This is a genomic window from Pseudomonas sp. GL93, assembly GCF_003408955.1.
GTDB classification, from domain to species: domain Bacteria; phylum Pseudomonadota; class Gammaproteobacteria; order Pseudomonadales; family Pseudomonadaceae; genus Aquipseudomonas; species Aquipseudomonas paracarnis.
In genome coordinates this window covers 72,892-95,993 of record NZ_NKRF01000067.1, presented here as the reverse complement: position 1 = coordinate 95,993, position 23,102 = coordinate 72,892, and the positions used below count along the sequence as shown (strand labels likewise).

Here is a 23,102-nt window from a genome sequence, read left to right as displayed (position 1 = left end):
AAGCCCGCTCCCACAGGGGTCGGGTTTCAACTTTGGAATGCAGTTAAATGTGGGAGCGGGCTTGCTCGCGAAGGCGGCTTGGCAGACAACCAGGACTCCTGCTCATACAATGCCCGCTGCCTTGTAGGAGACATCCATGACCACCCGCCCCGCCGCCCCTCGCAAACCCCGCGCCCGCAGCCAGGCCCGGATCGACGCGATCCTTGAAGCCGCCCGCACCTTGCTGGCCGCCGAAGGTGTGGCGAGTTTGTCGATCTACAGCGTGGCCGAACGGGCACAGATTCCACCGTCATCGGTGTACCACTTTTTCGCCAGTGTGCCGGCGTTGCTGGAGGCGTTGACCGCTGACGTTCACGCAGCCTTTCGCGCTGCCATCCAGGCGCCCATCGAGCATGAATCGCTCAAGCATTGGCGCGACCTGTCCTACATCGTTGAACAACGCATGCTCAGCATCTACAGCAACGATGCCGCGGCGCGCCAGTTGATCCTGGCCCAGCACGGGTTGACCGAAGTGACCCAGGCCGATCGCCAGCATGATCTGGAATTGGGCGACTTGATGCTGGCGGTGTTCAACCGCCACTTTGAAGTGCCAACGCTGCCGAGCGATGTGGATGTGTTTGCCCTGGCATTGGAGTTGAGCGACCGCGTGTACGCGCGTTCGGTGCATCAGCATGGGCTGATTACGCCGCGCATGGCGGAGGAAGGGATGCGGGTGTTTGATGCGTATGTGGGGCTTTATTTGCCGGCCTATCTGCCCAAGCGCTGAATGCTGTGTTGTCTGGGCCGGCCTCATCGCAGGCAAGCCCGCTCCCACATTTGAATGCGTTCACACATCAAAATGTGGGAGCTGGCTTGCTTGCGATAGCGGTCTCAAGGACGGTGCCAATCACAACTTGGCAATCGACACCTCAGTGGATTTCACAAAGGCAATCACTTCACTGCCGATCACCAGCTCCAACTCCTTGACCGAACGGGTGGTGATCACCGAGGTGACAATGCCGGACGCGGTCTGCACGTCAATTTCCGACAGCACGTCGCCGACCACGATTTCCTTGATGGTGCCTTTGAACTGGTTACGCACGTTGATGGCTTTAATAGTCATGGTGTTTTTCCTGTGTGAGTTATTGAGCCCAACGCAATTGCGTCGGCAGCGGTGAAACAGGTTCGGGTTCCGGTGGGGAACCGGGTAGCGACAGCACGCGGTTGAGCACTTCGGCTTCCAGCGCGGCCAGGCGGTGTGAGCCACGGGCTCGTGGGCGTGGCAGGGCAATGTTCAGGTCGAGGCCGATTTCGCCGTTTTCAATCAGAATCACGCGGTCGGCAATCGCCACGGCTTCGCTGACGTCGTGGGTCACCAGCAACACCGTGAAACCGTGCTTGCGCCACAGGTTCTCGATCAGTTGCTGCATCTCGATGCGGGTCAGGGCATCCAGTGCGCCCAGCGGCTCATCAAGCAGCAACAGGCGCGGCTGGTGGATCAACGCCCGGGCGAGCGCCACGCGTTGTTTCTGACCACCGGACAACGCCGCCGGCCATTCATTGGCGCGCTCGGCCAGGCCAACCGCTTCCAGGGCTTCCAACGCTTTGGGGCGCCAGTCGCCCTTGAGGCCAAGGCCGACGTTATCGATGATCTTTTTCCAGGGCAGCAGGCGCGCTTCCTGGAACATCAACCGCGTATCTTCAATCGCTTCGTGCAGTGGCGCGGAGCCGGCCAGCAGCTCGCCGCCACTGGCTTTGTCCAGCCCCGCCAACAGGCGCAGCAAGGTACTTTTGCCGCAACCACTGCGGCCGACCACAGCCACGAACTGCCCCGCGGGAATATGCAGGTCAATCTCTTTGAGCACTTCGCGGGTACCAAAGGCCTTGCGCAATTTGCGCACCGCCAGCGGGATGCCCTTCAACAGACGCGGAGGTTGTTGAGCCGTCATGCTGCACCTCCTTTGACTTGATACGCCGGGTGCCAGCGCAGCCACACACGTTCCAGCCCACGGGCTGCCAGGTCGGCCAGTTTGCCGAGGATGGCGTACATGACGATGGCCAGCACCACCACGTCGGTTTGCAGGAATTCACGGGCATTCATCGCCAGGTAACCGATGCCGGAACTGGCCGAGATGGTTTCCGCCACGATCAGCGTCAGCCACATGAAGCCCAGGGCAAAGCGCACCCCCACCAGGATCGACGGCAGCGCGCCTGGCAGGATCCCTTGCCAGAACAGGCTGAAACCGGACAAGCCATAGCTGCGCGACATTTCCACCAGCGCCGGGTCGACATTGCGGATGCCGTGGTAAGTGTTCAGGTAGATCGGGAACAAGGTACCCAGGGCCACCAGGAAAATCTTCGCGGTCTCATCGATACCGAACCACAGGATCACCAGCGGAATCAGCGCCAGGTGCGGCACGTTGCGGATCATCTGCACGGAGCTGTCGAGCAAGCGTTCGCCCCACTTCGACAGCCCGGTGATAAAGCCCAGGGCCAGACCGATGCTGCCACCGATCACAAAGCCCAGGCCAGCGCGCCAGCCGCTGATGGCCAGGTGCGTCCAGATTTCGCCGCTGACCACCAGGTTAACCCCGGCTTCGATCACTGCACTCGGCGCTGGCAGAATGCGCGTCGACAACCAACCCGCCGACACCGACAACTGCCACACCGCCAGCAATAAGACCGGCAGCACCCAGGGCGCCACGCGATGGCTGATTTTTTCTAAGTCCATAACGGCGCCTCAGCTCTGTGACGCAGCTTTGGGAAGGATGTCGTTGGCAACCATCTCGCCAAACGGGCTGACGTAGCCGGCGCTTTTGGGCAGCTCGGGACGTTCGATATCCAGGTGCGGGAACAACAGCTCGGCGACCCGATACGACTCTTCCAGGTGTGGATAACCGGAGAAGATAAAGGTATCGATACCCAGGTCCGCGTATTCCTTGACCCGCGCAGCAACCGTTGGGCCATCGCCCACCAGCGCCGTCCCTGCGCCGCCACGTACCAGGCCGACGCCGGCCCACAGGTTGGGGCTGACTTCCAGGTTGTCACGGCTACCGCCATGCAAGGCTGCCATGCGTTGCTGGCCCACCGAATCGAAGCGCGCCAAGGACGCCTGGGCGCGGGCGATAGTCTCGTCGTCCAGGTGGGAGATCAGTTTGTCGGCGGCTTTCCAGGCTTCGTCGTTGGTTTCGCGCACGATCACGTGCAAGCGAATGCCAAAGCGCACCGTGCGTCCCAGCTTTGCAGCCTTGGCGCGCACCTGCGCGATCTTTTCCGCAACGGCTGCCGGCGGCTCGCCCCAGGTCAGCACCATCTCCACCTGTTCGGCCGCCAGGTCCTGGGCGGCTTCGGAGGAACCACCGAAGTACAGTGGCGGGCGTGGCTGCTGAATCGGCGGGTAGAGCAATTTTGCGCCTTTGACGCTGATGTGCTCGCCGTCGTAGTCCACGGTCTCGCCTTCCAGCACACGGCGCCAGATACGGGTGAACTCCACCGACGCCTGGTAGCGCTCTTCATGGCTTAAGAACAATCCATCGCCGGCCAGTTCTTCCGGATCGCCGCCGGTGACCAGGTTGAACAGCGCACGACCACCAGACAGGCGATCCAGGGTCGCGGCCTGACGCGCGGCCACGGTCGGGGAGATGATCCCAGGGCGCAGAGCAACCAGGAATTTCAAGCGCTGGGTCACGGGGATCAGCGAGGCGGCCACCAACCACGAGTCTTCGCAGGAGCGTCCCGTAGGGATCAACACCCCGCCGAAACCCAGGCGGTCGGCAGCCTGGGCCACCTGTTGCAGGTAACCGTGGTCGACAGCGCGGGCGCCTGCGGCGGTGCCAAGGTAATGACCGTCGCCGTGGGTGGGCAGGAACCAGAAAATATTGAGGCTCATGGAGTTGTCTCCTGAATGAAGTTGGATTACGGCGCTTTGGCAACCGCGGCGGGTGGCGTCCAGATCACGTCCTTGATGCTCAAGGGCTTGGGGATCAATTTGAGTTGGTAGAAGCTGTCGGCGATTTTCTGCTGGGCGGCGACCACTTCCGGGGTCAGGAACAGCGCGCCGTAGCCCTGGCGTTTCACCGATGTGAGGGTGATATCTGCTGGCAGGCCGAGCAGTGGGGCGACCTGCTCAGTCACTTCCTGCGGGTTGGCCTTGGACCATTCGCCTACCGCACGCACCTCTTCCACCAACGCCTTGATCACTTGCGGGTGTTGTTCGGCGTAGGGTTTGGTGGCCAGGTAAAACTGATGGTTGTCGGCAATCCCGGTGCCGTCTCGCAGGGTGCGCGCTTGCAGTTGCTTCTCGGCGGCGGCCTGGTACGGGTCCCAGATCACCCAGGCGTCCACGCTGCCGCGCTCGAACGCGGCACGGGCATCGGCGGGCGGCAGGAACACGGTCTTCACGTCGGTGTAATTGAGGCCGGCGTCTTCCAAGGCACGCACCAGCAGGTAGTGCACGTTGGAGCCTTTGTTGAGCACGACCTTTTTACCCTTGAGTTCGGCCACCGATTTGATCGGCGAGTCCTTGGGCACCAGGATCGCTTCGCTGGTAGGCGCGGGTGGCTCGTAGGCGACATAGAGCAGATCGGCGCCAGCCGCCTGGGCGAACACCGGTGGGGTTTCGCCGGTAACGCCGAAGTCGATAGAGCCGACGTTCAAGCCCTCGAGCAATTGCGGGCCACCGGGGAACTCGGTCCACTGCACCTGCACGCCTTGGGCGGCCAGGCGTTTTTCCAGGGTGCCCTTGGCCTTGAGCAGCACCAGGGTGCCGTACTTCTGATAACCGATCCGCAAGGTCTCGGCGGCTTGGGCTTGAACGATGGCGCCGAAGGACACAGCCGCAGCAAAGAGTGCGACCAGACCACGACGCAAGATGACAGTGCGCATGGCGCTCTCTCCAACTGTGCGATTAGGGTTTTGGCTGCACCTGCTTGGCCGTTGTCGGCTGAGTAAGGTGAGTGTTTCCAGGTTTCTGGGGTGAGGCTCAAATGCTCCAGCGAGCACTCAACAAACGTTCATTCAATACGTCAGGGTCCAGCGGTTTTGGCCGGCGCGCCATGGCGCTGTAGAGCTGCTCCAGGGCTTCGTGCAGACGCTGTTCGAGTACCGGCACCAACTGCGCCTGGACACTGCCCTCGCCATAGGCGATCTGGCTGTCTTCGGCAAAAATACCGTGGAGCAATTCCTGGGCCTTGAGGGCCGACAGCACAGGCTTCAGGGCGTAGTCCACCGCCAGCATGTGGGCGATGCTGCCGCCGGTCGCCATTGGCAACACCACCTTATGGGCCAGGGCGCGTTCTGGCAGCAGGTCCAATACGGTTTTCAACGCCCCGGAAAACGACGCCTTGTACACCGGCGTGGCGATCACCAGGCCGTCGGCATTGGCGACTTGTTGCAGCAGGTCAATGACCTTGGGGCTGTCGAAGCGTGCGTGCAGCAAGTCTTCAGCCGGGAAGTCCCGTATCTGGTAACTCACCACTTCCACGCCCTGCTGTTGCAGCCACTGACGGGTTTTATCCAGCAAGACCCCGGAGCGGGAACGCTGGCTGGGACTGCCTCCAAGTGTTACGACCAGCATGCAGGAGATTCCTTGAGCAAGTGTCGGCGGTTCGCTGTACGGCGATGGCGCCAAGATGGGATAGACCTTATCAGCAGATTTATATATCTATAAATCTTATTTATTCATTTGTTTATTCCATAAATACATAAGCGTTTAACCAATCGCCAGGCGAAAAAAAAGGCCGTCGAAACGGCCTGAAAACCCCTGCTGTGTGAGACGGTTTGCAACTTGATGCCTTTGCTGTTCATGAAGCCGCCATCGCGGGCAAGCCCGGCTCCCACAGGGGAATGCGGTCAACTGTGGGAGCCGGGCTTGCCCGCCATGGCGATATCCGCCTTAACGATTGGGTTGTGGGGTAAGGCGCAGGTACGGCTTCACCGCGCGATAGCCCTTGGGAAAGCGTTTCTTGATCTCTTCCTCGTCCTTGAGCGATGGCACGATCACTACCTCATCCCCATCCTGCCAGTTGGCCGGCGTCGCCACCTTGTGGTTGTCGGTCAGTTGCAGAGAGTCGATCACCCGCAGGATTTCATGGAAATTACGCCCGGTGCTGGCCGGGTAAGTGATGGTCAGGCGGACCTTCTTGTTCGGGTCGATCACGAACAAGGAGCGCACCGTGAGGGTATCGCTGGCATTCGGGTGGATCAGGTCGTAGAGGTCCGAGACCTTGCGGTCTGCATCGGCCAGGATCGGGAAGTTGACCACGGTGTTCTGGGTTTCGTTGATGTCGTCGATCCACTTGTGGTGCGAGTCCACCGGGTCTACCGACAAGGCGATGGCCTTGACCCCACGCTTGGCGAATTCGTCCTTGAGCTTGGCGGTGAAGCCCAGTTCGGTGGTGCACACCGGCGTAAAGTCCGCCGGGTGGGAAAACAACACACCCCAGCTGTCGCCCAGCCATTCATGGAAACGAATCTTGCCGGCGCTGGAATCCTGTTCGAAGTCGGGGGCGATGTCGCCCAGTCTTAGGCTCATGGGTGTGGCTCCTGGTGAGTGCTTATGGAGCCCACTGTGCATGGATTTTTGATGATTTAAAAAGAATAAATATCGATTTATCTAGACGATAAAAGAATATTAAAAATCAGTTCATTGGACTTGGGAACGGCCTGAGGCCAACATCGCTTTCAAGGTTCGAGAAGGCCTTGAGACGCTGCAAAAAAGAGGGATTCGGGAAGGGCTTGCGGGGGTTGAGCCCGACTTGAACAGCAAGACACCTTGCCCGGCATTGCGCCGGGCAAGGTTTTACAGTCTTACAACAGCGGGATCGAGTAGCTGACGATCAAGCGGTTTTCGTCCTGGTTACGCGCGTTGGCGATGTCGCTGCGCCACATAGCGTTTTTCCACGCCACGCCGACGTTCTTCAGCGGACCTTCCGGTACGACGTAGGCAACAGTGATGTCACGTTCCCACTCGGACTGGCCGGTGAACTCGGTGCGGTTGCTGGCGACGGTGTCGATATGATCACCCTTGAGGTAAACCACACCCGCGGTCAGGCCAGGTACGCCGACTTTGGCGAAGTCGTAGGAGTAGCGAGCTTGCCAGGTACGCTCGCCGGCACGGGCGAACTTCTGGATTTGCATGTCGGTGGTGATGTAAGCCGACGAGCCGTCACCCTGGTTCAGCCAAGGGAAGTCGCTGCTGCCGTTGCTGACCTGGTAACCGCCACCGAAGGTGTGACCGGCTACCGAGTACAGGAACAGGCCGCTGTACAGGTTGTTGTCGACTTTGCCACGGCCGGAGTTCACGCCGCTGTAGTTGCCCGTCGAGAAGTAAGCGGACTGGTTGCCGTTGTTACCGTCGTCGGAGCTGTTGAAGTAACGCAGGTCAGACTTCAGCACGCCAGGACCGATGGCCCAGTTGTGGGTCAGACCCAGGAAGTGTTGCTTGTAGAAATCTTCCAGGTTGCCGTAGTAGTACTGGGCAGTCAGATCCTTGGTGATCTTGTAGTCGCCACCGGCGTAGTAGAACTTGTTGCTCGAACGCCAGTTCACACCACGGCTGTTGGCGCCGGAGATGGACAGGCTTTCGTTGTTGCTGGAGTTACGGCCCTTGGCTTTTTCGATCTGGCCGGCAACCAGGGTCAGGTCCTTGATGTCGCTGGAGGTGATCTGGCCACCCTGGAAGGTCTGCGGCAGCATACGACCATCGTTGGTAACGATGACCGGCAGCTTGGGCTGCAAGGTACCCAGCTTCAGTTCGGTCTGGGAGATCTTGGCCTTGGCGGTCAGGCCCAGGCTCGAGTAGTTATCAACGGCTTCGCCATTGGACTTGCTCGGGAAGATAGTGCCGCCGTACGAGCTGGCAGTCGCACCGTTGGTGCCGCCGCCGGAATCCAGGCGAACACCCAACAGGCCGATAGCGTCGAGACCGAAGCCAACAGTGCCTTGGGTGTAACCGGAGATGAAACGCAGATCGAAGCCTTGGCCCCATTCTTCGTTCTTGCTCGGGTTGGCCGTGCCTTCGCGGTTATCGGTGTTGATGTAGAAGTTACGCAGGCCCAGTGTGGCCTTGCTGTCTTCGATGAAACCGGCAGCGCCTGCTTGCTGGGCGATTGCGCCCAACGTTACAGCCACAGCCAAGGTGGACTTCTTCATGTACCGCTCCTCTCATTTCTAATTTTTGTATTTCTTTGGTCTCGGGTCTGACGCCCTCGATCCACAGATGCGCGATTAGCGCCAGATAGTGACCACCAAGTCAATCGTAACCTTGTGTGTCTACTACCTTCGTCTAATCGCAGTTGATTTGGTCCCTGCAGGGTAATGAGTTTTTCATACACCCAAAAAGAATTATTTCATTCTTTTTCATACGATCCAGGAATAAGACTTTCCGTAAAGCTGGCCGGTCAGGATAGACGCGCCGCTCCATAAGCTAATTCCTAAAGGGTATTTACTGGTGCTTTTTTAGATCGATTAGTGTGGCCGTACGGTTGCATACGTCACTCACGATCAAAAAGGCGACGCCATCATGGCCAAACGCACATCCTCCCGTCAATTTGTTACAGTTTTTGTATCGCTATTACTTTCTTTTGGTGTCAACGCCGCCGACCTGACGGTGGGCTACCAGACCGGCATCGATCCCAGCAAGGTTCCCCAGGCCGACGGCCTCTACGAAAAAGCCATCGGCGAAAAAATCGCATGGCGCCGCTTCAACAGCGGGCCAGAGGTGGTCACGGCCATCGCTTCGGGTGATGTACAAATCGGCAACCTCGGTTCCAGCCCGCTCGCGGCGGCGGCGTCGCGCAACCTGCCGATTGTGGCGTTTATCGTATCGGCACAGATCAACGCTTCTGAAGCCCTGGTGGTGCGCAACGGCAGTGGCATCGACACACCCCAAGACTTGATCGGTAAAACCATCGCCACACCGTTCGTCTCCACCTCCCATTACAGCCTGCTCGGCGCGCTGAAACACTGGGGGCTGAACACCCAGCAAGTCAAAGTGGTGAACCTGCAACCGGCCGAAATCGCCGCCGCCTGGAAGCGTGGCGATATTGATGGGGCTTTCGTGTGGTCACCGGCCTTGGGCGAAATCCGCAAGACCGGAAAAACCCTGACAGACGCGGCGCAGGTGGGCCAATGGGGCGCGCCGACGTTTGAGGTGTGGGTGGCGCGCAAGGATTTTGCGGAAAAACACCCTGACGTCGTGGCCAAGTTCGCCAAAGTCACCCTGGATGCCTTTGCCGACTATGCCGCCCATAAGGACAGCTGGACGGTGGATTCGGAGCCGGTGCAGAAAATCGCCAAATTGACAGGTTCAAATGCCGACGACATTCCGGAACTGTTGGCCGGTACGACGTTTCCGGATGCGCAGGCACAGCAAACCGCTGCGCTGCTCAAGGGCGGCACGGCGAAGGCGATTGGGGAGACGGCGAAGTTCTTGAAGGAACAGGGGAAGGTGGAGACGGTGCTGCCGGATTATTCGGCCTATGTGACCGACAAATTCATCACAGAATAAAAGCCCGCTCCCACATTTTGATCTGCAGCATTCTTAAGGGCCGGGGTTACAGGGCCTTTTCGAAGATCTTGGAGTTGCGCTGATAGTTGTACAGCGACGCCCGCGCCGACGGCAGGCGGTCCACGCTGCTGGGTACAAAGCCGCGTTCGCGGAACCAATGGGCCGTGCGCGTGGTGAGCACGAACAAGGTCTTCAACCCCTGCGCTCGTGCCCGGGTCTGGATGCGTTCGAGCAACACATCGCCTCGCGCGCCGTGGCGGTACTCAGGGTTCACCGCCAAGCACGCCAGCTCGCCCGCATCCGAATCCGCGATCTGATAGAGCGCTGCGCAGGCGATGATCATGCCTTCGCGCTCGACCACGCTGAACTGTTCGATCTCACGCTCCAGCACTTCCCGCGAACGGCGCACCAGGATGCCCTGCTCTTCCAGCGGGCTGATCAGGTCCAGCAAGCCGCCGACGTCTTCAATCGCCGCTTCGCGCACCAGTTCGAATTGTTCCTGGGCCACCAGCGTACCGCCACCATCGCGGGTGAACAGTTCGGTGAGCAAGGCGCCATCTTCGGCGTAGCTGACGATATGGCTGCGCCCTACTCCACCCCGACAGGCTTCGGCAGCGGCATCGAGCAGTTCGGCTTGATAGTTGCTGCCCAGGCGTTGCAAGTGCGCAGGCACTTGTTGTGGTCGCAACTCACGCACCAGGTGGCCGTTCTCATCGATCAGACCGGGATCGGCGCCGAACAGCAGCAATTTGTCGGCGCCCAGGTCGATGGCGGCGCGGGTGGCGACGTCTTCGCAGGCCAGGTTGAAGATCTCGCCGGTGGGCGAATAACCCAGGGGCGAGAGCAGCACGATAGAGCGTTCATCCAGCAGGCGGTTGATGCCCTTGCGGTCGACCCGGCGCACTTCACCGGTGTGGTGGTAGTCCACGCCTTCAAGCACGCCGATTGGCCGTGCGGTGACCAGGTTGCCGCTGGCCACGCGCAGGCGCGAGCCCTGCATCGGCGATGACGCCATGTCCATGGACAAGCGCGCCTCGATGGCAATACGCAGATGGCCCACCGCGTCGATCACACACTCCAGCGTCGCGGCATCGGTGATGCGCAAGCCTTCGTGGTAAGCCGGGGTAAGACCGCGTGCTTCAAGGCGGGTTTCGATTTGCGGGCGCGAGCCATGCACCAGCACCAGGCGCACACCCAGGCTGTGAAGCAGCACCAGGTCGTGGACGATATTGCCGAAGTTGGGGTGGTCCACACCATCGCCCGGCAGCATGACCACAAAAGTGCAGTCGCGGTGGGCGTTGATGTAGGGCGAAGCGTGACGAAGCCAGTTGACGTATTCGGGCATAACACCTGGGCCTGTAATAAAAAGCAGCCAAATAAAGGATCAATCGTGAAAGCGCACAGCGGCTGATGGTTATCGTCGGAACAGGCTTGGCGACACGCTCACTCTCCTTATGTACGAATGGGCAGGGGTTAATTTATGCAGGTTTCAGACAGTAGTGTTCGATCAGTTCCCGCAATAGACGCACTGTAGGCGTCAAGCGTGACATTTCAAGGTATTCGCCAGGCTGGTGGGCGCAGGCAATGTCGCCAGGGCCGAGCACCAGGGTTTCGCAACCAAGGCGCTGAAGATAAGGCGCTTCAGTGCCGAACGCCACTGCTTCGGCACGATGACCGGTCAAACGTTCCGCCACCCGCACCAACTCGGCGTCTTCGGGCTGCTCAAAGGGGGGCACTTCGGGGAACAACGGCGCGTAGTCGATCTTGACCTTATGCCGCTCGGCCAGGGGTTCGAGCTTCTGGCGGATCGCGGCGCGCAGTACCTCGGGGTCCATGCCCGGCAGGGGTCGCAGGTCGAACTCCAGCGAGCACTGGCCGCAGATGCGGTTGGGGTTGTCGCCGCCGTGAATGCAGCCGAAGTTCATCGTCGGCTGCGGCACGCTGAATTGCGCGTTGCGGTACTCGCGCTGCCAGGCCAGGCGCAGGCCGCGCAACTCGCCAATAGCGTCATGCATGGCTTCCAGGGCGCTGTGGCCCAGGCTTGGGTCCGACGAGTGGCCGCTGCGCCCGAGGATGTCGATGCGCTCCATCATCACGCCCTTGTGCAGGCGGATTGGCTTGAGCCCGGTCGGCTCCCCGATCACCGCCGCACGACCCAGCGGCCGCCCCGCCTCGGCCAGCGCACGGGCACCGGACATGGAGCTTTCCTCGTCACAGGTGGCAAGAATCAACAGCGGTTGCTTGAAGGGTTGGTCGAGCAGCGGCAACACCGCTTCGATGACCAGGGCGAAAAAACCCTTCATGTCACAGCTGCCCAGCCCTACCCAGCGGCCATCGACTTCCGTCAGCTTGAGCGGGTCGGTGTTCCACAGCGCCGCGTCATACGGCACGGTATCGCTATGCCCCGCCAACACCAAGCCACCGGGGCCGCTGCCAAAACTGGCCAAAAGGTTGAACTTGCCGGGGCTGACTTGTTGGATATCGATAGCAAAGCCCAGGTCGCCCAGCCAAGCCGCGAGCAGGTCGATCACCGGACGGTTGCTCTGGTCGAGAGACGCCTGGGTACAGCTCACCGACGGCGCGGCGATCAAGGCGGCGAACTGCTCTTTCATGGACGGTAACGGCATGCGCGGTCTCCCAACTTCCCGGATGAACCTCACTATAGAGGCATCTGCGCAACACAATAAACCGTTGCGGCACGTTGCCGGGCTCAGTCCTGTACACTGCACGACCTTGGCAGCCACACTTTTCCCCGGCTGCGCTCCCGATCCTGGATTTTCCGGCCATGCAGAAAGAAACCGAAATCAAGCTACGCGTCAGCCGCGAAACACTCGTTGCGCTGCGTGAGCACCCGTTACTGAAAAAACGCAACAAAAGTGGCTGGGAACGCCGTGAGTTGATGAACCAGTACTTCGACACCCCCGAGCGTGACCTGGCCCAGGCCAAGGTTGCCCTGCGCCTGCGCAAGGACGGTGACGACATCATCCAGACCCTCAAGACCCGCGGCCACAGCGTCGCCGGCTTGTCGGAACGCAACGAATACAACTGGGACCTGCCCAAAGCCAAGCTCGACGTGAAGAAACTCGATGGCGAGTGCTGGCCCGAGCAACTGGCCGAGCTGGACAAAAAGACCCTCAAGCCGATCTTCACCACCGACTTCGTGCGTGAACGCGCCGAAATCGCCTGGGGCCGTGGCAAGGCCAAGGTGGTGATCGAAGCCGCCCTGGACCTGGGCCATGTGGTGGTCGGTAAGCAGAAAGAAGAAATCTGCGAGCTGGAACTGGAACTGCGCGAAGGCGAACCGGCGGCCCTGCTGGAGTTGGCTGCCGAACTGGCCGCGACCCTGGCCCTGATGCCGTGCGACATCAGCAAGGCCGAGCGCGGCTATCGCCTGTATGACGCCAGCAGCTACTCCCTGAGCCTGCCGGCGCCACAGATCCATGCCGAAATGCCATTGGACGACGCCTTCGCCGCGATCCTGTGGCACCTGCTGGGCAGCAGCCAGCGCCTGGCTGAGCAATACCGCTTCAATGGCCACTGGCGCCTGCTGCAGGACTGGGTCGAGAACCTAGGTGAATTGCGCGCCCTGATCGGCAGCCTCGGCCAGGCCGCGCCACGCCAATCCACCAGCGAACTGCGCAGCGCCCTGGATGCGTTGCTGGAAGACTGGCGCCCGCTGGTCCAGGCCGGTGACGACGATGAAGACATTCGCAAAGCCGCGCCGGAACAGTTCATCGAAGAGCTGCAAGACGTGCGCTGGGGCCTGTTCTCACTCAACCTCTCGCGCTGGCTGCTGGCCCGCACCTGGACGGCCGAGCGTAACGTGCGCGGCAACCGCCAGGGCGCTGCGCAAATCACCAACTGGCTGCCACGCCTGTTGGCCGACGACGCCGTCGCCCTGCAACTGCAGCGCTACCAGCAACAGCCGGAAGACCTGGCCGAGCAACTGCCGCGCATCGAACGCATCCAGGCCTGGCTGCACCATGCGCGCCATGTGGTAGACATTCCTGAACTGGACCGCTTGTACGGCGAGCTGAACAAGCTGGCACACCTGGCCAACCAGCCGATTACCGATGAATCGCTGGATGCGCGTATGCATCAGGCGATTGCGGTGTATCAGAATCGTGCCTGGAAGACCCTTCTGCGCCTGTAACACCGCTATCGCGGGCAAGCCCGCTCCCACATTTCCTGTGGGAGCGGGCTTGCCCGCGATGAGGCCCTCCCTGTCAGCGCAATACTGGCAGGCTGGTGGTGGACTTGATTTCCGACAGCGCCACAATCGAGTTGACCTCCTGGATGCCCGGCACCATCGACAACTTCTCGAAGAAAAACCGCTCGTACGCCTCGATATCCGAGGTGACGATACGCAGCAGAAAATCCACCGCCCCCATCAGCACATAGCACTCCAACACTTCCGGGAACCCGCGAATGGCCTCGGTGAACTCAGTGAAATTGGAGCGACCGTGGGCGTTGAGTTTGACCTCGGCGAAAATCTGCGTGTTGAGCCCGATTTTCTTGCGGTCCAGCAGGGTGACCTGGCCGCGGATCACACCCTCCTCCTTGAGCCGCTGAATACGCCGCCAGCACGGCGACTGCGACAGGCCGACCTGCTCGGCAATCTGTGCACTGGAGAGCGAAGCATCCTCTTGCAGCAGGGCCAGGATGCGGCGATCGTAGGCGTCCAACTCACTGTGCATAAACGTACCCACAAATAGGCTGATCTTGAATTGTATGAGTCTATTTAACGCAAAACAGGCTCATCTTAGATAAGAAATCTCCCGAGGCGAATGTAAAAATTTCTCCAGTCGAAATTGGAGAGCCAGCATGCATGCCGTTGAAACCGCCTACCCTGCCACCCGCGTCGATGCGTGGGCCGCCAATAGCAGCCACTGCCAGGCGCACTACTGCATCGTCGCCGAGGCTGAACCGGACGTGCTGTGCCGTGTGCTCAACTACTTCGCGCTGCAATTGCTCACACCCTGCCAGGTCAGCGTGAACCGGGAAGCCGACCTGCTGCGCATCGATATCGTGATGGCCGGCCTGAGCTGGCACCGCGCCCAGGTGATCGGTGAAAAGATTCGAAACCTGATCAGCGTCTGCACCCTGGAGCTGTGGTCGGCTGATTCCGAGCGGCCTCAAACGTTGGCGGCGATGGCCCAGTAAAAACCCGCAATACACCTGCCAGCAGGATCTTCAGCGGCTGACTAGCCTGGGATTACCCCCCAAGCCGCCCAGGAAAACCTGCATGTCTGTCGCCACTCACGATCACCCCTTGGAACTGCAGCAATTGTTGCCAGCGTTGGTCGAGCAAGGGTTGATCACGGCGCAGGCGGCGCAAAAGGTAGCGCCAGCGTCCGGCAGCCAGCATCCCTTGGAATGCATCGCAGCCCAGGGCCCTTGTCTGGAGACATTGATTCAATGGCTGGCCCGGCAGGTCGGCCAGCCTTACCTGCACATCGACCCGTTGAAGATCGATGTGGCAGCCGTGGTGCCCTTGATGTCCCACGCCTTTGCCCAGCGCCACGGCATTCTTGCAGTCGCCGTGGATGCCCACAGCGTGACGGTCGCCAGTGCCCAACCCCATGTCACCACCTGGGAAGCCGGGCTGGCCCAGGTACTCAAACGCACGATCAAGCGCGTGGTTGCCAACCCTCAGGATATTCAGCGCTGTATCAACGAGTTTTACCGCTTGGCCAAGTCCGTCAGCGGTGCGGATCAAAAGATGACGGCGCCTGGCAATGTCGACTTGCTCAGCCTCGGCGCCAGCGACAAGGAGCCGGATGCCAACGACGCGCATATCGTCAACATCGTCGACTGGCTGCTGCGGTACGCCTTTGGCCAACGAGCCAGCGATATCCATATCGAGCCCTGCCGCGACCAGGGTCGGGTGCGCTTTCGCATTGATGGGCTGCTGCATGACGTCTATCAATTTCCCCCGCAGGTCACCATGGCCGTAGTCAGCCGCCTGAAAAGCCTGGGGCGAATGAACGTGGCCGAAAAACGCAAACCCCAGGATGGCCGCGTCAAGACCCGGAACCCTGCGGGTGTCGAAGTGGAATTGCGGCTTTCGACCCTGCCCACCGCATTCGGCGAAAAACTGGTGATGCGAATTTTCGACCCACAGGTGCTGCTCAAGGATTTTGACCAGTTGGGTTTGTCCAACGCCGACCAGCAACGCTGGCACGCCATGACGCAACGCACCCACGGCATCATCCTCGTCACCGGCCCGACCGGCTCAGGCAAGACCAGCACCCTCTACACCACCCTCAGGCAACTGGCGACCCGCGAGGTCAACCTGTGCACGGTGGAAGACCCGATTGAAATGGTCGAGCCGGCCTTCAACCAGATGCAGGTCCAGCACAACATCGACCTCACGTTCGCCAGCGGCATCCGCGCCCTGCTGCGCCAGGACCCGGACATCATCATGATCGGAGAAATCCGCGACCAGGAAACCGCAGAGATGGCTATCCAGGCCGCACTGACCGGGCACCTGGTGCTCTCGACCCTGCACACCAACGATGCACCCAGTGCCATCAGCCGCCTGCAGGAGCTGGGCATTGCTCACTATTTGATCAAGGCCACGCTCATAGGCGTGATGGCGCAGCGCCTGGTGCGGGTTCTGTGCAGCCACTGCAAGCGCCCGGTGGGCCAGGAGGACGCTGGCGGCTGCGAAGCCGTCGGCTGTGCGCAATGCCGTGACAGCGGTTATCGAGGCCGGGCCGGGCTGTATGAAATCATGCTCATGGACCCGGCACTCCAGGCGCTGGTCACTCCAGGCGCGGACTTACAAGCCTTGCGCCGTGGGGCACTGGCGCAGGGCATGAGCAGCCTGCGCATGGCCGGCATCGAGAAAGTGAAAGCCGGCCTGACCACGATGACGGAGGTATTGCGGGTCACGCCAGGGGATTCAGAAACAAATCCTTTGTTTGTTGGGCCATGAAACCGTCCTTATCCGTGACCAGACCGTTACAATCGGCCTAATGTCATTCACTGACACCTTCAGATAGGGAATCGCTATGCAGATCGGAACCGTACTGCTTCTTTTCGTGGGTTTGGCCATCGCCATCCTGTTCATGGGGTTCAAAGTGGTGCCCCAGGGCTACCAATGGACCGTCGAGCGTTTCGGCCGCTACACCAACACCTTAAAACCCGGCCTGAATATCATCACCCCGGTCATGGACCGCATCGGTCGCAAGATCAACGTGATGGAAAGCGTGCTGGATACCCCGCCTCAAGAAGTCATCACCGCCGACAATGCTACCGTGCAGATCGATGCCGTGTGCTTCTTCCAGGTGGTCAACACCGCCCAGGCCGCCTATGAGGTCAACAACCTCGAACATGCTATCCGCAACCTGCTGCAGACCAATATCCGTACCGTACTCGGCTCCATGGAACTGGACGCAATGCTGAGCCAGCGTGACGGCATCAACGAAAAACTCCTGCGCACCGTGGATGAAGCCACTGCGCCATGGGGCATCAAGATCACCCGTATCGAGATCAAGGACATCAGCCCGCCCGCCGACTTGATGGCCGCCATGTCCGGCCAAATGAAAGCCGAACGGATCAAGCGTGCACAGATCCTCGAAGCCGAAGGCCTGCGGGCGTCGGCGATCCTGACAGCGGAAGGCAAAAAGCAGGCACAAATCCTTGAAGCCGAAGGCAGCCGCCAGGCAGCGTTCCTGGAATCCGAGGCCCGCGAGCGCCAGGCCGAAGCCGAAGCGCGGGCGACACAAGTGGTGTCCGAAGCCATTGCGTCCGGCAACGTGCAGGCGGTGAACTACTTCGTCGCGCAAAAATACATCGACGCCCTGGGCAAGCTGGCGTCGGCCAACAACAGCAAGGTCATCCTGATGCCGCTGGAAGCCAGCCAGGTGATTGGCGCCGTGGGCGGTATCGGCGAAATCGTCAAGGCAACCTTCGGCAACCAGAAAGGCTGAGGCCAACACCATGTGGGACTTTTTGCTGCATTTGTCGTTCTGGGACTGGTTAGCACTGGGCACCGTGCTGTTGATTCTCGAGGTGTTCGGTGCCGGAGGCTACCTGCTCTGGATGGGCATCGCCGCCGCAGCCGTGGGCGTGATCAAGTTCCTGTTCCCACCGCTGGGGCTGGAATGGCAACTGCTGCTGTTTGCGGTGTTGTCGATACTGACCGCCGTGTACTGGTGGAAACGCCAACGCAGCAGTGCCAAGGCCAGCGACCAACCGGGGTTGAACGAGCGCGGTTCAGAGTTGGTCGGGCGCACTTTCGTGGTGCATCAAGCCATTGTGGAAGGCCGCGGCAAGGTCAAAGTCGGCGATGGCGTGTGGATGGTCACCGGTGCAGACGCGCCCGTGGGCGCTCAAGTCCGCGTGGTTGGGCAGGATGGGGTGATTTTAAAGGTTGAAACTGTTTAGTCAGTGATGGAACTGGATCGGCTTAACTACAATCAAAACGTACAGATAACCCACCGGAGTCACCCATCATGCGTCTCAAATATGCTGTCGCAACCCTCGCTGTGCTTTCTCTACCTGTCGGCTCAGCCATGGCCGATAGCTTCTGGCGTAATGTCATCTCGTCGGGCGCCACCACTGGCTCGACTTACCTGACGTTCAAGGACCACAAGCTGGTGGTCGCCGCCCAGGACGACGCAGGCAGCTTCGTCGCCAGCGACGGCGGCATTCGCGGCCCGTACCTGGAAGCGGCCATGCAGAAGGTCCGCGCCGATAACCCTGGCCTCCAAGCCACCGACATGGAACTGGCTAACGCCATCCTGGCGAAGAATGCGGTAACCGAGTAACAACTGCCCTCATAAAAAATGCCGCTTTCAAGCGGCATTTTTTTGCCTGCGGCATGACGAATCGTTCATGGATGACAGGCTATATTCAGTCTCAGCGTGCAACCATGCCCTACTGACTCGTCTATTTTTCATTGCCTACCTGAAACGGATGCCTTCTTCGTCATGAGCCAACAGCCCTTTCTGCCGTTTTCCAAACCGACCATTGATGAAGCCACCATTTCGGCGGTCGGCGATGTTCTGCGTTCTGGCTGGATCACCAGCGGGCCAAAGGTGCAGGCGTTCGAAGCACAGCTGTCGGAGTATTTTGGCGGCCGTCCGGTGCGCACCTTCAACTCGGGTACCTGCACCATGGAGATCGCCTTGCGCATCGCCGGAATCGGGCCTGGGGATGAAGTCATCACCACTCCAATCTCCTGGGTTGCCACGGCCAACGTGATTCTCGAAGTGGGCGCCACTCCCGTCTTCGCCGACATCGACCCGGTGACGCGCAATATCGACCTGGCCCAGGTGGAAGCCGCCATTACTCCGCGCACCAAGGCGATCATCCCGGTCTACCTGGCCGGCTTGCCCCTGGATATGCCGATGCTCTACGCGCTGGCCAACAAGTACAACCTACGCATTGTCGAAGATGCTGCCCAGGCCCTGGGTTCCAGCTGGGATGGAGAACGCATCGGCGCAACCGGCGACTTCGTGTCCTTCAGCTTCCAGGCGAACAAGAACATCACGTCGTCCGAAGGCGGCTGCCTGGTGTTGAATAATGCCGAGGAGGCCCGTCTGGCAGAGAAGTACCGCCTGCAGGGCGTCACCCGCAGCGGCTTCGATGGCCTGGATGTGGATGTGCTGGGTGGCAAGTTCAACATGACCGACATTGCCGCCGCCATCGGCCTGGGGCAATTTGCGCACATCGAGAAGATCACCGCCCATCGTCAGAACCTGGCACGGCACTACTTCAAATGCTTGGGCAGCGATTTCGAAGCGCAGTACGGCGCACAACTGCCGCCGGCCGACTTCGAAAACAGCAACTGGCACCTGTTCCAACTGGTGTTGCCGGAGCGCCAGGATGGCCTGCCGGCCCGTGCGACGTTCATGGAGCAGATGCAGGCCCACGGCGTGGGTATCGGCTATCACTACCCGCCTATCCACCTGCTGAGCCTGTATCGGGCACAGGGTTTCAAGGAAGGCATGTTCCCGGTGGCCGAACGTGTTGGGCGTTTGATCGTGTCATTGCCGATGTTCACGGCGATGACAGAGGCGGATGTGGAGCGGGCTGTAGCAGCGGTTAAAGCTGTATTGAAAAGAGACTGATCACAACAAATCAACTGTGGGAGCTGGCTTGCCTGCGATGCTGGCACCTCGGTGTATCGGTGATACCCGGGTGATCCAATCGCAGGCAAGCCAGCTCCCACATTGATTTGTATCGTTGCAACTATGGTGTTTATTCGCCGATGGCGGCTTTGTAGCCGTCGGCATCCAGCAGCTTGTCCAGCTCGGCCTTGTCGCTTGGCTTGAGCTTGAAGATCCAGGCGCCGTACGGGTCAGAGTTCAACAGCTCAGGACTGCCACTCAAGTCCTCGTTGACGGCAAGCACTTCGCCCGCAATCGGCGAGTAGATGTCCGAAGCGGCCTTGACCGACTCCACCACACCCGCCTGGTCTTGAGCGGCAAACACCTTGCCCACTTCGGTCAGCTCAACAAACACCACATCACCCAAAGCTTCCTGTGCATGGTCGGAGATCCCGACGGTCACGGTGCCGTCAGCTTCCAGACGGGCCCATTCGTGACTTTCGGCAAAACTCAGGTCGGCAGGGATATTGCTCATAGTCTGTGTCCTCAAGATGAAATGTCAGCGGCCTTTGGCCTGCCGGAATTGGTTAGATCAAGGTTTTGCCATGACGCACGAAGGTCGGCTTGACCACTCGAACCGGATACCACTTGCCGCGGATTTCCACTTCGGCCCGGTCGGCAGTCGCCGTCGGCACACGCGCCAGCGCAATGGATTTGCTTAGCGTAGGCGAGAAACTACCACTGGTGATCTCTCCTTCGCCAACATTGGCGATACGAACCACCTGGTGAGCACGCAGCACACCACGCTCTTCAAGGACGAGCCCGACCAGTTTGAACTGCACGCCGGCTGCTTTTTCTGCTTCCAGCGCAGCGCGGCCAATGAAGTTACGCTCGACAGGTTCCCAGGCGATGCTCCAGGCCATGTTGGCCGCCAGGGGCGAGACAGCCTGGTGAATATCCTGGCCATACAGGTTCATGCCGGCCTCCAGGCGCAAGGTGTCGCGCGCACCGAGACCGATGGGGGAAATGCCGGCGCCCACCAGATCATTGAAAAAACCCGGTGCCTGATCGGCCGGCAGCACGATTTCGAGGCCGTCTTCGCCGGTATAGCCGGTGCGGGCGATAAACCAGTCGCCGTCAGCCTGGCCTTCGAACGGTTTGAGCTGATGGATCAGGGCGCCACGGGACTGGGTCACCAGTTCGGCGATTTTATGCCGGGCGTGGGGGCCTTGGATGGCGAGCATGGCCAACTCTGACCGCTCATGCAGTTGCACTGAGTAGCTGCCCAGTTGTGCCTGCATCCAGGCCATGTCCTGATCGCGGGTGGCGGCGTTGACCACCAAGCGGTAACCGGTTTCGGTGCGGTAGACGATCATGTCGTCCACCACCCCGCCCTGCTCGTTGAGCATGGCGCTGTACAACGCTCGGCCACAGCCGTGCAGACGGTCGACGTCATTGGCCAGCAGGTACTGGAGCCATTCCTTGGCCTGGGGGCCGGTGACATCGACTACGGTCATATGAGATACATCGAAGACCCCGCAGTCGCGTCGCACCTGGTGGTGCTCTTCAACTTGCGAGCCGTAATGCAAAGGCATATCCCAACCGCCAAAATCGACCATTTTCGCGCCGAGGGCGAGATGCAGGTCATACAGAGGCGTACGCTGTCCCATGGGTTTCTCCTTCCGGGCTTGGCGAAGGCGCGCAGAGCTGCCACTTGCGCCGAACACCTTGTATTACAAGGCCCGCAGCCACATACAGCAGGTCGATCCGAAAGACGGAGCGCACCGAATGCCGCGCATTGTAGCCTCAAGCCGTAGGACTGGCACCTAACCGATTTGCCGAGCCGAGCGACGAATCAGCCCGATCACCGGCAACAAGCCAACCAGCACGAGGGTCAGCGCCGGCAAAGACGCCCGCGCCCATTCGCCTTCACTGGTCATTTCAAAGATGCGGACCGCCAGGGTGTCCCAGCCAAACGGGCGCATCAGCAAGGTGGCGGGCATTTCCTTGAGCACATCCACAAACACCAGCAGCGCTGCGCTCAACGTGCCCGGCAGCAACAATGGCAGATACACTTTGCAAAACAGTCGTGGGCCGCTCACCCCAAGGCTGCGTGCCGCTTCGGGCAATGACGGACGGATGCGCGCCAGGCTGTTTTCCAGCGGCCCGTAGGCCACCGCCAGGAACCGCACCAGGTACGCCAGCACCAATGCCGACAGGCTGCCCAGCAGCAAAGGCTTGCCCGCCCCGCCCAGCCAGCCGGAGAGCGGCACCACCAGCTCGCGGTCCAGGTAACTGAACGCCAACATGATCGACACCGCCAGCACCGAGCCTGGCAACGCATAACCAACATTGGCCAGGCTGATACCGGAGCGAATCGCCCGGGTCGGCGCCAGACGATTGGCAAAGGCCAGTATCAGCGCCACGCTGACCGTGATCAGGGCTGCGATCCCGCCCAGGTAAAGGGTATGCACGATCAGCCCGGTGTAACGCTCATCCAGGTCAAAGCGGCCACGCTGCCAGAACCACGCCACCAGCTGCAGCATCGGAATCACGAACGCACAGGCGAAGACCAGACTGCACCAGGCGCTGGCCGCCACGGCTTTGAGCCCGCGCAAGTGGTACAACGCCTTGCCCCGCGGGCGCTCATTGCTCGGTCGGCTGGCCCCGCGCGCGCGTCGCTCGCCATACAGCACCAACATCACTACCAGCAGCAACAGGCTGGCCAGTTGCGCGGCACTGGACAGACTGAAAAAGCCGTACCAGGTTTTATAGATAGCGGTGGTGAAGGTGTCGAAATTGAACACCGAGACCGCGCCAAAATCCGCCAGCGTCTCCATCAGCGCCAAGGCCACACCGGCACCAATCGCTGGCCGCGCCATTGGCAATGCCACGCGCCAGAACGCTTGCCATGGCGATTGCCCCAGCACCCGAGCCGCTTCCATCAAGCCTTTGCCCTGGGCCAGAAACGCGCTGCGTGCCAACAGATAGACATAGGGATAGAACACCAGCACCAACACGATGACCACGCCGCTGGTAGAGCGTACCCGCGGCAAGCGCAACCCGGTGCCGAACCACTCGCGCAGCAGGGTTTGCACCGGCCCGGCAAAATCCAGCAGGCCCACGAACACGAAGGCCAGCACATAGGCAGGGATTGCAAAGGGCAACATCAGTGCCCAATCGAGCCAGCGCCGCCCGGGGAACTCGCACAGGCTGGTCAGCCAGGCCAGGCTGACGCCCAGCAGCGTCACGCCCAGGCCGACACCGAGCACCAGGGTCAAGGTGTTGCCCAGCAAGCGGGGCATCTGAGTGTCCCAGAGGTGCGACCAGATCTGTGGGTCGATGCTTTGCCAGGACAGCAGCAGTACGCTCAGCGGCAACAGCACCAGGGCGGCGACGCTGAAAACCGGCAGGTACCAGCGACGTTGGGCGGGGTGGGCCAAGGAAAAGCTCTCAGAAAAATAAAAATGTTGAAGCGGCCACTAACCAATGTGGGAGCTGGCTTGCCTGCGATACAAGCACCTCGGTGTATCAGTGATACCGAAGTGATGCAA

General features: G+C 60.5%; 23 protein-coding genes. 9 read left to right on the top strand and 14 right to left on the bottom strand.

Annotated features, from left to right (window positions below):
* Positions 1 to 136 precede the first annotated feature (136 nt).
* The gene (locus tag CER19_RS12515) at positions 137 to 766 is read left to right on the top strand and encodes a TetR/AcrR family transcriptional regulator (RefSeq protein ID WP_073451845.1); all 630 of its coding nucleotides are present in this window, start codon (positions 137 to 139) and stop codon (positions 764 to 766) included.
* A 120-nt stretch (positions 767 to 886) separates the two neighbouring features.
* On the opposite strand, the gene CER19_RS12510 is transcribed toward CER19_RS12515, so the two are convergent.
* The 8 genes from CER19_RS12510 to CER19_RS12475 form a co-directional block, all read right to left on the bottom strand.
* Positions 887 to 1,102, bottom strand: coding sequence for a molybdopterin-binding protein (locus tag CER19_RS12510; protein WP_003176783.1), 216 nt, complete (start codon positions 1,100 to 1,102; stop codon positions 887 to 889).
* A gap of 19 nt (positions 1,103 to 1,121) precedes the next feature.
* Positions 1,122 to 1,928 (bottom strand): aliphatic sulfonates ABC transporter ATP-binding protein, encoded by an 807-nt coding sequence (gene ssuB / locus CER19_RS12505; protein WP_116666644.1) that lies wholly within the window; start codon positions 1,926 to 1,928, stop codon positions 1,122 to 1,124.
* Entirely contained in the window at positions 1,925 to 2,710 is a 786-nt protein-coding gene (gene ssuC / locus CER19_RS12500) for an aliphatic sulfonate ABC transporter permease SsuC (protein WP_116666643.1), read from the bottom strand. Before ssuC ends, ssuB begins: the two co-directional genes overlap by 4 nt.
* 9 nt (positions 2,711 to 2,719) lie before the next feature.
* A complete protein-coding gene (gene ssuD, locus CER19_RS12495; protein ID WP_116666642.1) occupies positions 2,720 to 3,868 on the bottom strand; it encodes an FMNH2-dependent alkanesulfonate monooxygenase in 1,149 nt (382 codons plus the stop codon).
* A 26-nt stretch (positions 3,869 to 3,894) separates the two neighbouring features.
* Positions 3,895 to 4,863 carry a sulfonate ABC transporter substrate-binding protein gene (locus CER19_RS12490; protein WP_116666641.1) on the bottom strand — a complete coding sequence of 323 codons (969 nt, stop codon included), beginning with the start codon at positions 4,861 to 4,863 and terminating at the stop codon, positions 3,895 to 3,897.
* A 97-nt stretch (positions 4,864 to 4,960) separates the two neighbouring features.
* Entirely contained in the window at positions 4,961 to 5,554 is a 594-nt protein-coding gene (ssuE, locus tag CER19_RS12485; RefSeq protein WP_020301824.1) for an NADPH-dependent FMN reductase, read from the bottom strand.
* A gap of 318 nt (positions 5,555 to 5,872) precedes the next feature.
* Positions 5,873 to 6,511, bottom strand: a complete 639-nt coding sequence (locus CER19_RS12480; protein ID WP_116666640.1) for a peroxiredoxin — start codon at positions 6,509 to 6,511, stop codon at positions 5,873 to 5,875.
* Positions 6,512 to 6,786: 275 nt separating this feature from the next.
* On the bottom strand, positions 6,787 to 8,130 hold the full coding sequence (locus CER19_RS12475) for an OprD family porin (RefSeq protein ID WP_014720393.1): 1,344 nt from the start codon (positions 8,128 to 8,130) through the stop codon (positions 6,787 to 6,789).
* A gap of 370 nt (positions 8,131 to 8,500) precedes the next feature.
* Between CER19_RS12475 and tauA the strand changes: the two genes are divergently transcribed.
* Positions 8,501 to 9,487 (top strand): taurine ABC transporter substrate-binding protein, encoded by a 987-nt coding sequence (tauA, locus tag CER19_RS12470; RefSeq protein ID WP_116666639.1) that lies wholly within the window; start codon positions 8,501 to 8,503, stop codon positions 9,485 to 9,487.
* 46 nt (positions 9,488 to 9,533) lie between these two features.
* On the opposite strand, the gene argA is transcribed toward tauA, so the two are convergent.
* Together argA and argE are read right to left on the bottom strand one after the other, a co-directional pair.
* Positions 9,534 to 10,832 carry an amino-acid N-acetyltransferase gene (gene argA / locus CER19_RS12465; protein WP_116666638.1) on the bottom strand — a complete coding sequence of 433 codons (1,299 nt, stop codon included), beginning with the start codon at positions 10,830 to 10,832 and terminating at the stop codon, positions 9,534 to 9,536.
* A gap of 133 nt (positions 10,833 to 10,965) precedes the next feature.
* A complete protein-coding gene (argE, locus tag CER19_RS12460; RefSeq protein WP_116666637.1) occupies positions 10,966 to 12,114 on the bottom strand; it encodes an acetylornithine deacetylase in 1,149 nt (382 codons plus the stop codon).
* Positions 12,115 to 12,272: 158 nt separating this feature from the next.
* On the opposite strand from argE, the gene CER19_RS12455 reads away from it, so the two are divergent.
* The gene (locus tag CER19_RS12455) at positions 12,273 to 13,640 is read left to right on the top strand and encodes an inorganic triphosphatase (protein ID WP_116666636.1); all 1,368 of its coding nucleotides are present in this window, start codon (positions 12,273 to 12,275) and stop codon (positions 13,638 to 13,640) included.
* A 73-nt stretch (positions 13,641 to 13,713) separates the two neighbouring features.
* Here the strand turns inward: CER19_RS12455 and CER19_RS12450 are convergent, their stop codons facing one another.
* Positions 13,714 to 14,184: an Lrp/AsnC family transcriptional regulator gene (locus tag CER19_RS12450; protein ID WP_003195279.1), complete on the bottom strand. Its 471-nt coding sequence runs from the start codon at positions 14,182 to 14,184 to the stop codon at positions 13,714 to 13,716.
* A gap of 127 nt (positions 14,185 to 14,311) precedes the next feature.
* Between CER19_RS12450 and CER19_RS12445 the strand changes: the two genes are divergently transcribed.
* From CER19_RS12445 to CER19_RS12420, 6 genes are all read left to right on the top strand, one after another.
* Entirely contained in the window at positions 14,312 to 14,650 is a 339-nt protein-coding gene (locus CER19_RS12445; protein ID WP_116666635.1) for a hypothetical protein, read from the top strand.
* Positions 14,651 to 14,732: 82 nt separating this feature from the next.
* Positions 14,733 to 16,427 (top strand): GspE/PulE family protein, encoded by a 1,695-nt coding sequence (locus CER19_RS12440; protein ID WP_116666634.1) that lies wholly within the window; start codon positions 14,733 to 14,735, stop codon positions 16,425 to 16,427.
* A 76-nt stretch (positions 16,428 to 16,503) separates the two neighbouring features.
* The gene (locus tag CER19_RS12435) at positions 16,504 to 17,424 is read left to right on the top strand and encodes an SPFH domain-containing protein (RefSeq protein ID WP_116666633.1); all 921 of its coding nucleotides are present in this window, start codon (positions 16,504 to 16,506) and stop codon (positions 17,422 to 17,424) included.
* Positions 17,425 to 17,434: 10 nt separating this feature from the next.
* Entirely contained in the window at positions 17,435 to 17,881 is a 447-nt protein-coding gene (locus tag CER19_RS12430) for an NfeD family protein (RefSeq protein ID WP_116666632.1), read from the top strand.
* 68 nt (positions 17,882 to 17,949) lie between these two features.
* Positions 17,950 to 18,264 carry a DUF2388 domain-containing protein gene (locus CER19_RS12425; RefSeq protein WP_003176799.1) on the top strand — a complete coding sequence of 105 codons (315 nt, stop codon included), beginning with the start codon at positions 17,950 to 17,952 and terminating at the stop codon, positions 18,262 to 18,264.
* A gap of 162 nt (positions 18,265 to 18,426) precedes the next feature.
* A complete protein-coding gene (locus CER19_RS12420; protein ID WP_116666631.1) occupies positions 18,427 to 19,569 on the top strand; it encodes a DegT/DnrJ/EryC1/StrS aminotransferase family protein in 1,143 nt (380 codons plus the stop codon).
* 130 nt (positions 19,570 to 19,699) lie between these two features.
* Here the strand turns inward: CER19_RS12420 and gcvH are convergent, their stop codons facing one another.
* From gcvH to CER19_RS12405, 3 genes are all read right to left on the bottom strand, one after another.
* Complete coding sequence (gene gcvH, locus CER19_RS12415; RefSeq protein WP_116666630.1) at positions 19,700 to 20,083, bottom strand: glycine cleavage system protein GcvH; 384 nt, start codon at positions 20,081 to 20,083, stop codon at positions 19,700 to 19,702.
* 52 nt (positions 20,084 to 20,135) lie between these two features.
* Positions 20,136 to 21,218, bottom strand: a complete 1,083-nt coding sequence (gene gcvT, locus CER19_RS12410; protein ID WP_116666629.1) for a glycine cleavage system aminomethyltransferase GcvT — start codon at positions 21,216 to 21,218, stop codon at positions 20,136 to 20,138.
* 156 nt (positions 21,219 to 21,374) lie between these two features.
* Positions 21,375 to 22,991, bottom strand: coding sequence for an iron ABC transporter permease (locus CER19_RS12405; protein WP_116666628.1), 1,617 nt, complete (start codon positions 22,989 to 22,991; stop codon positions 21,375 to 21,377).
* Positions 22,992 to 23,102 lie beyond the last annotated feature (111 nt).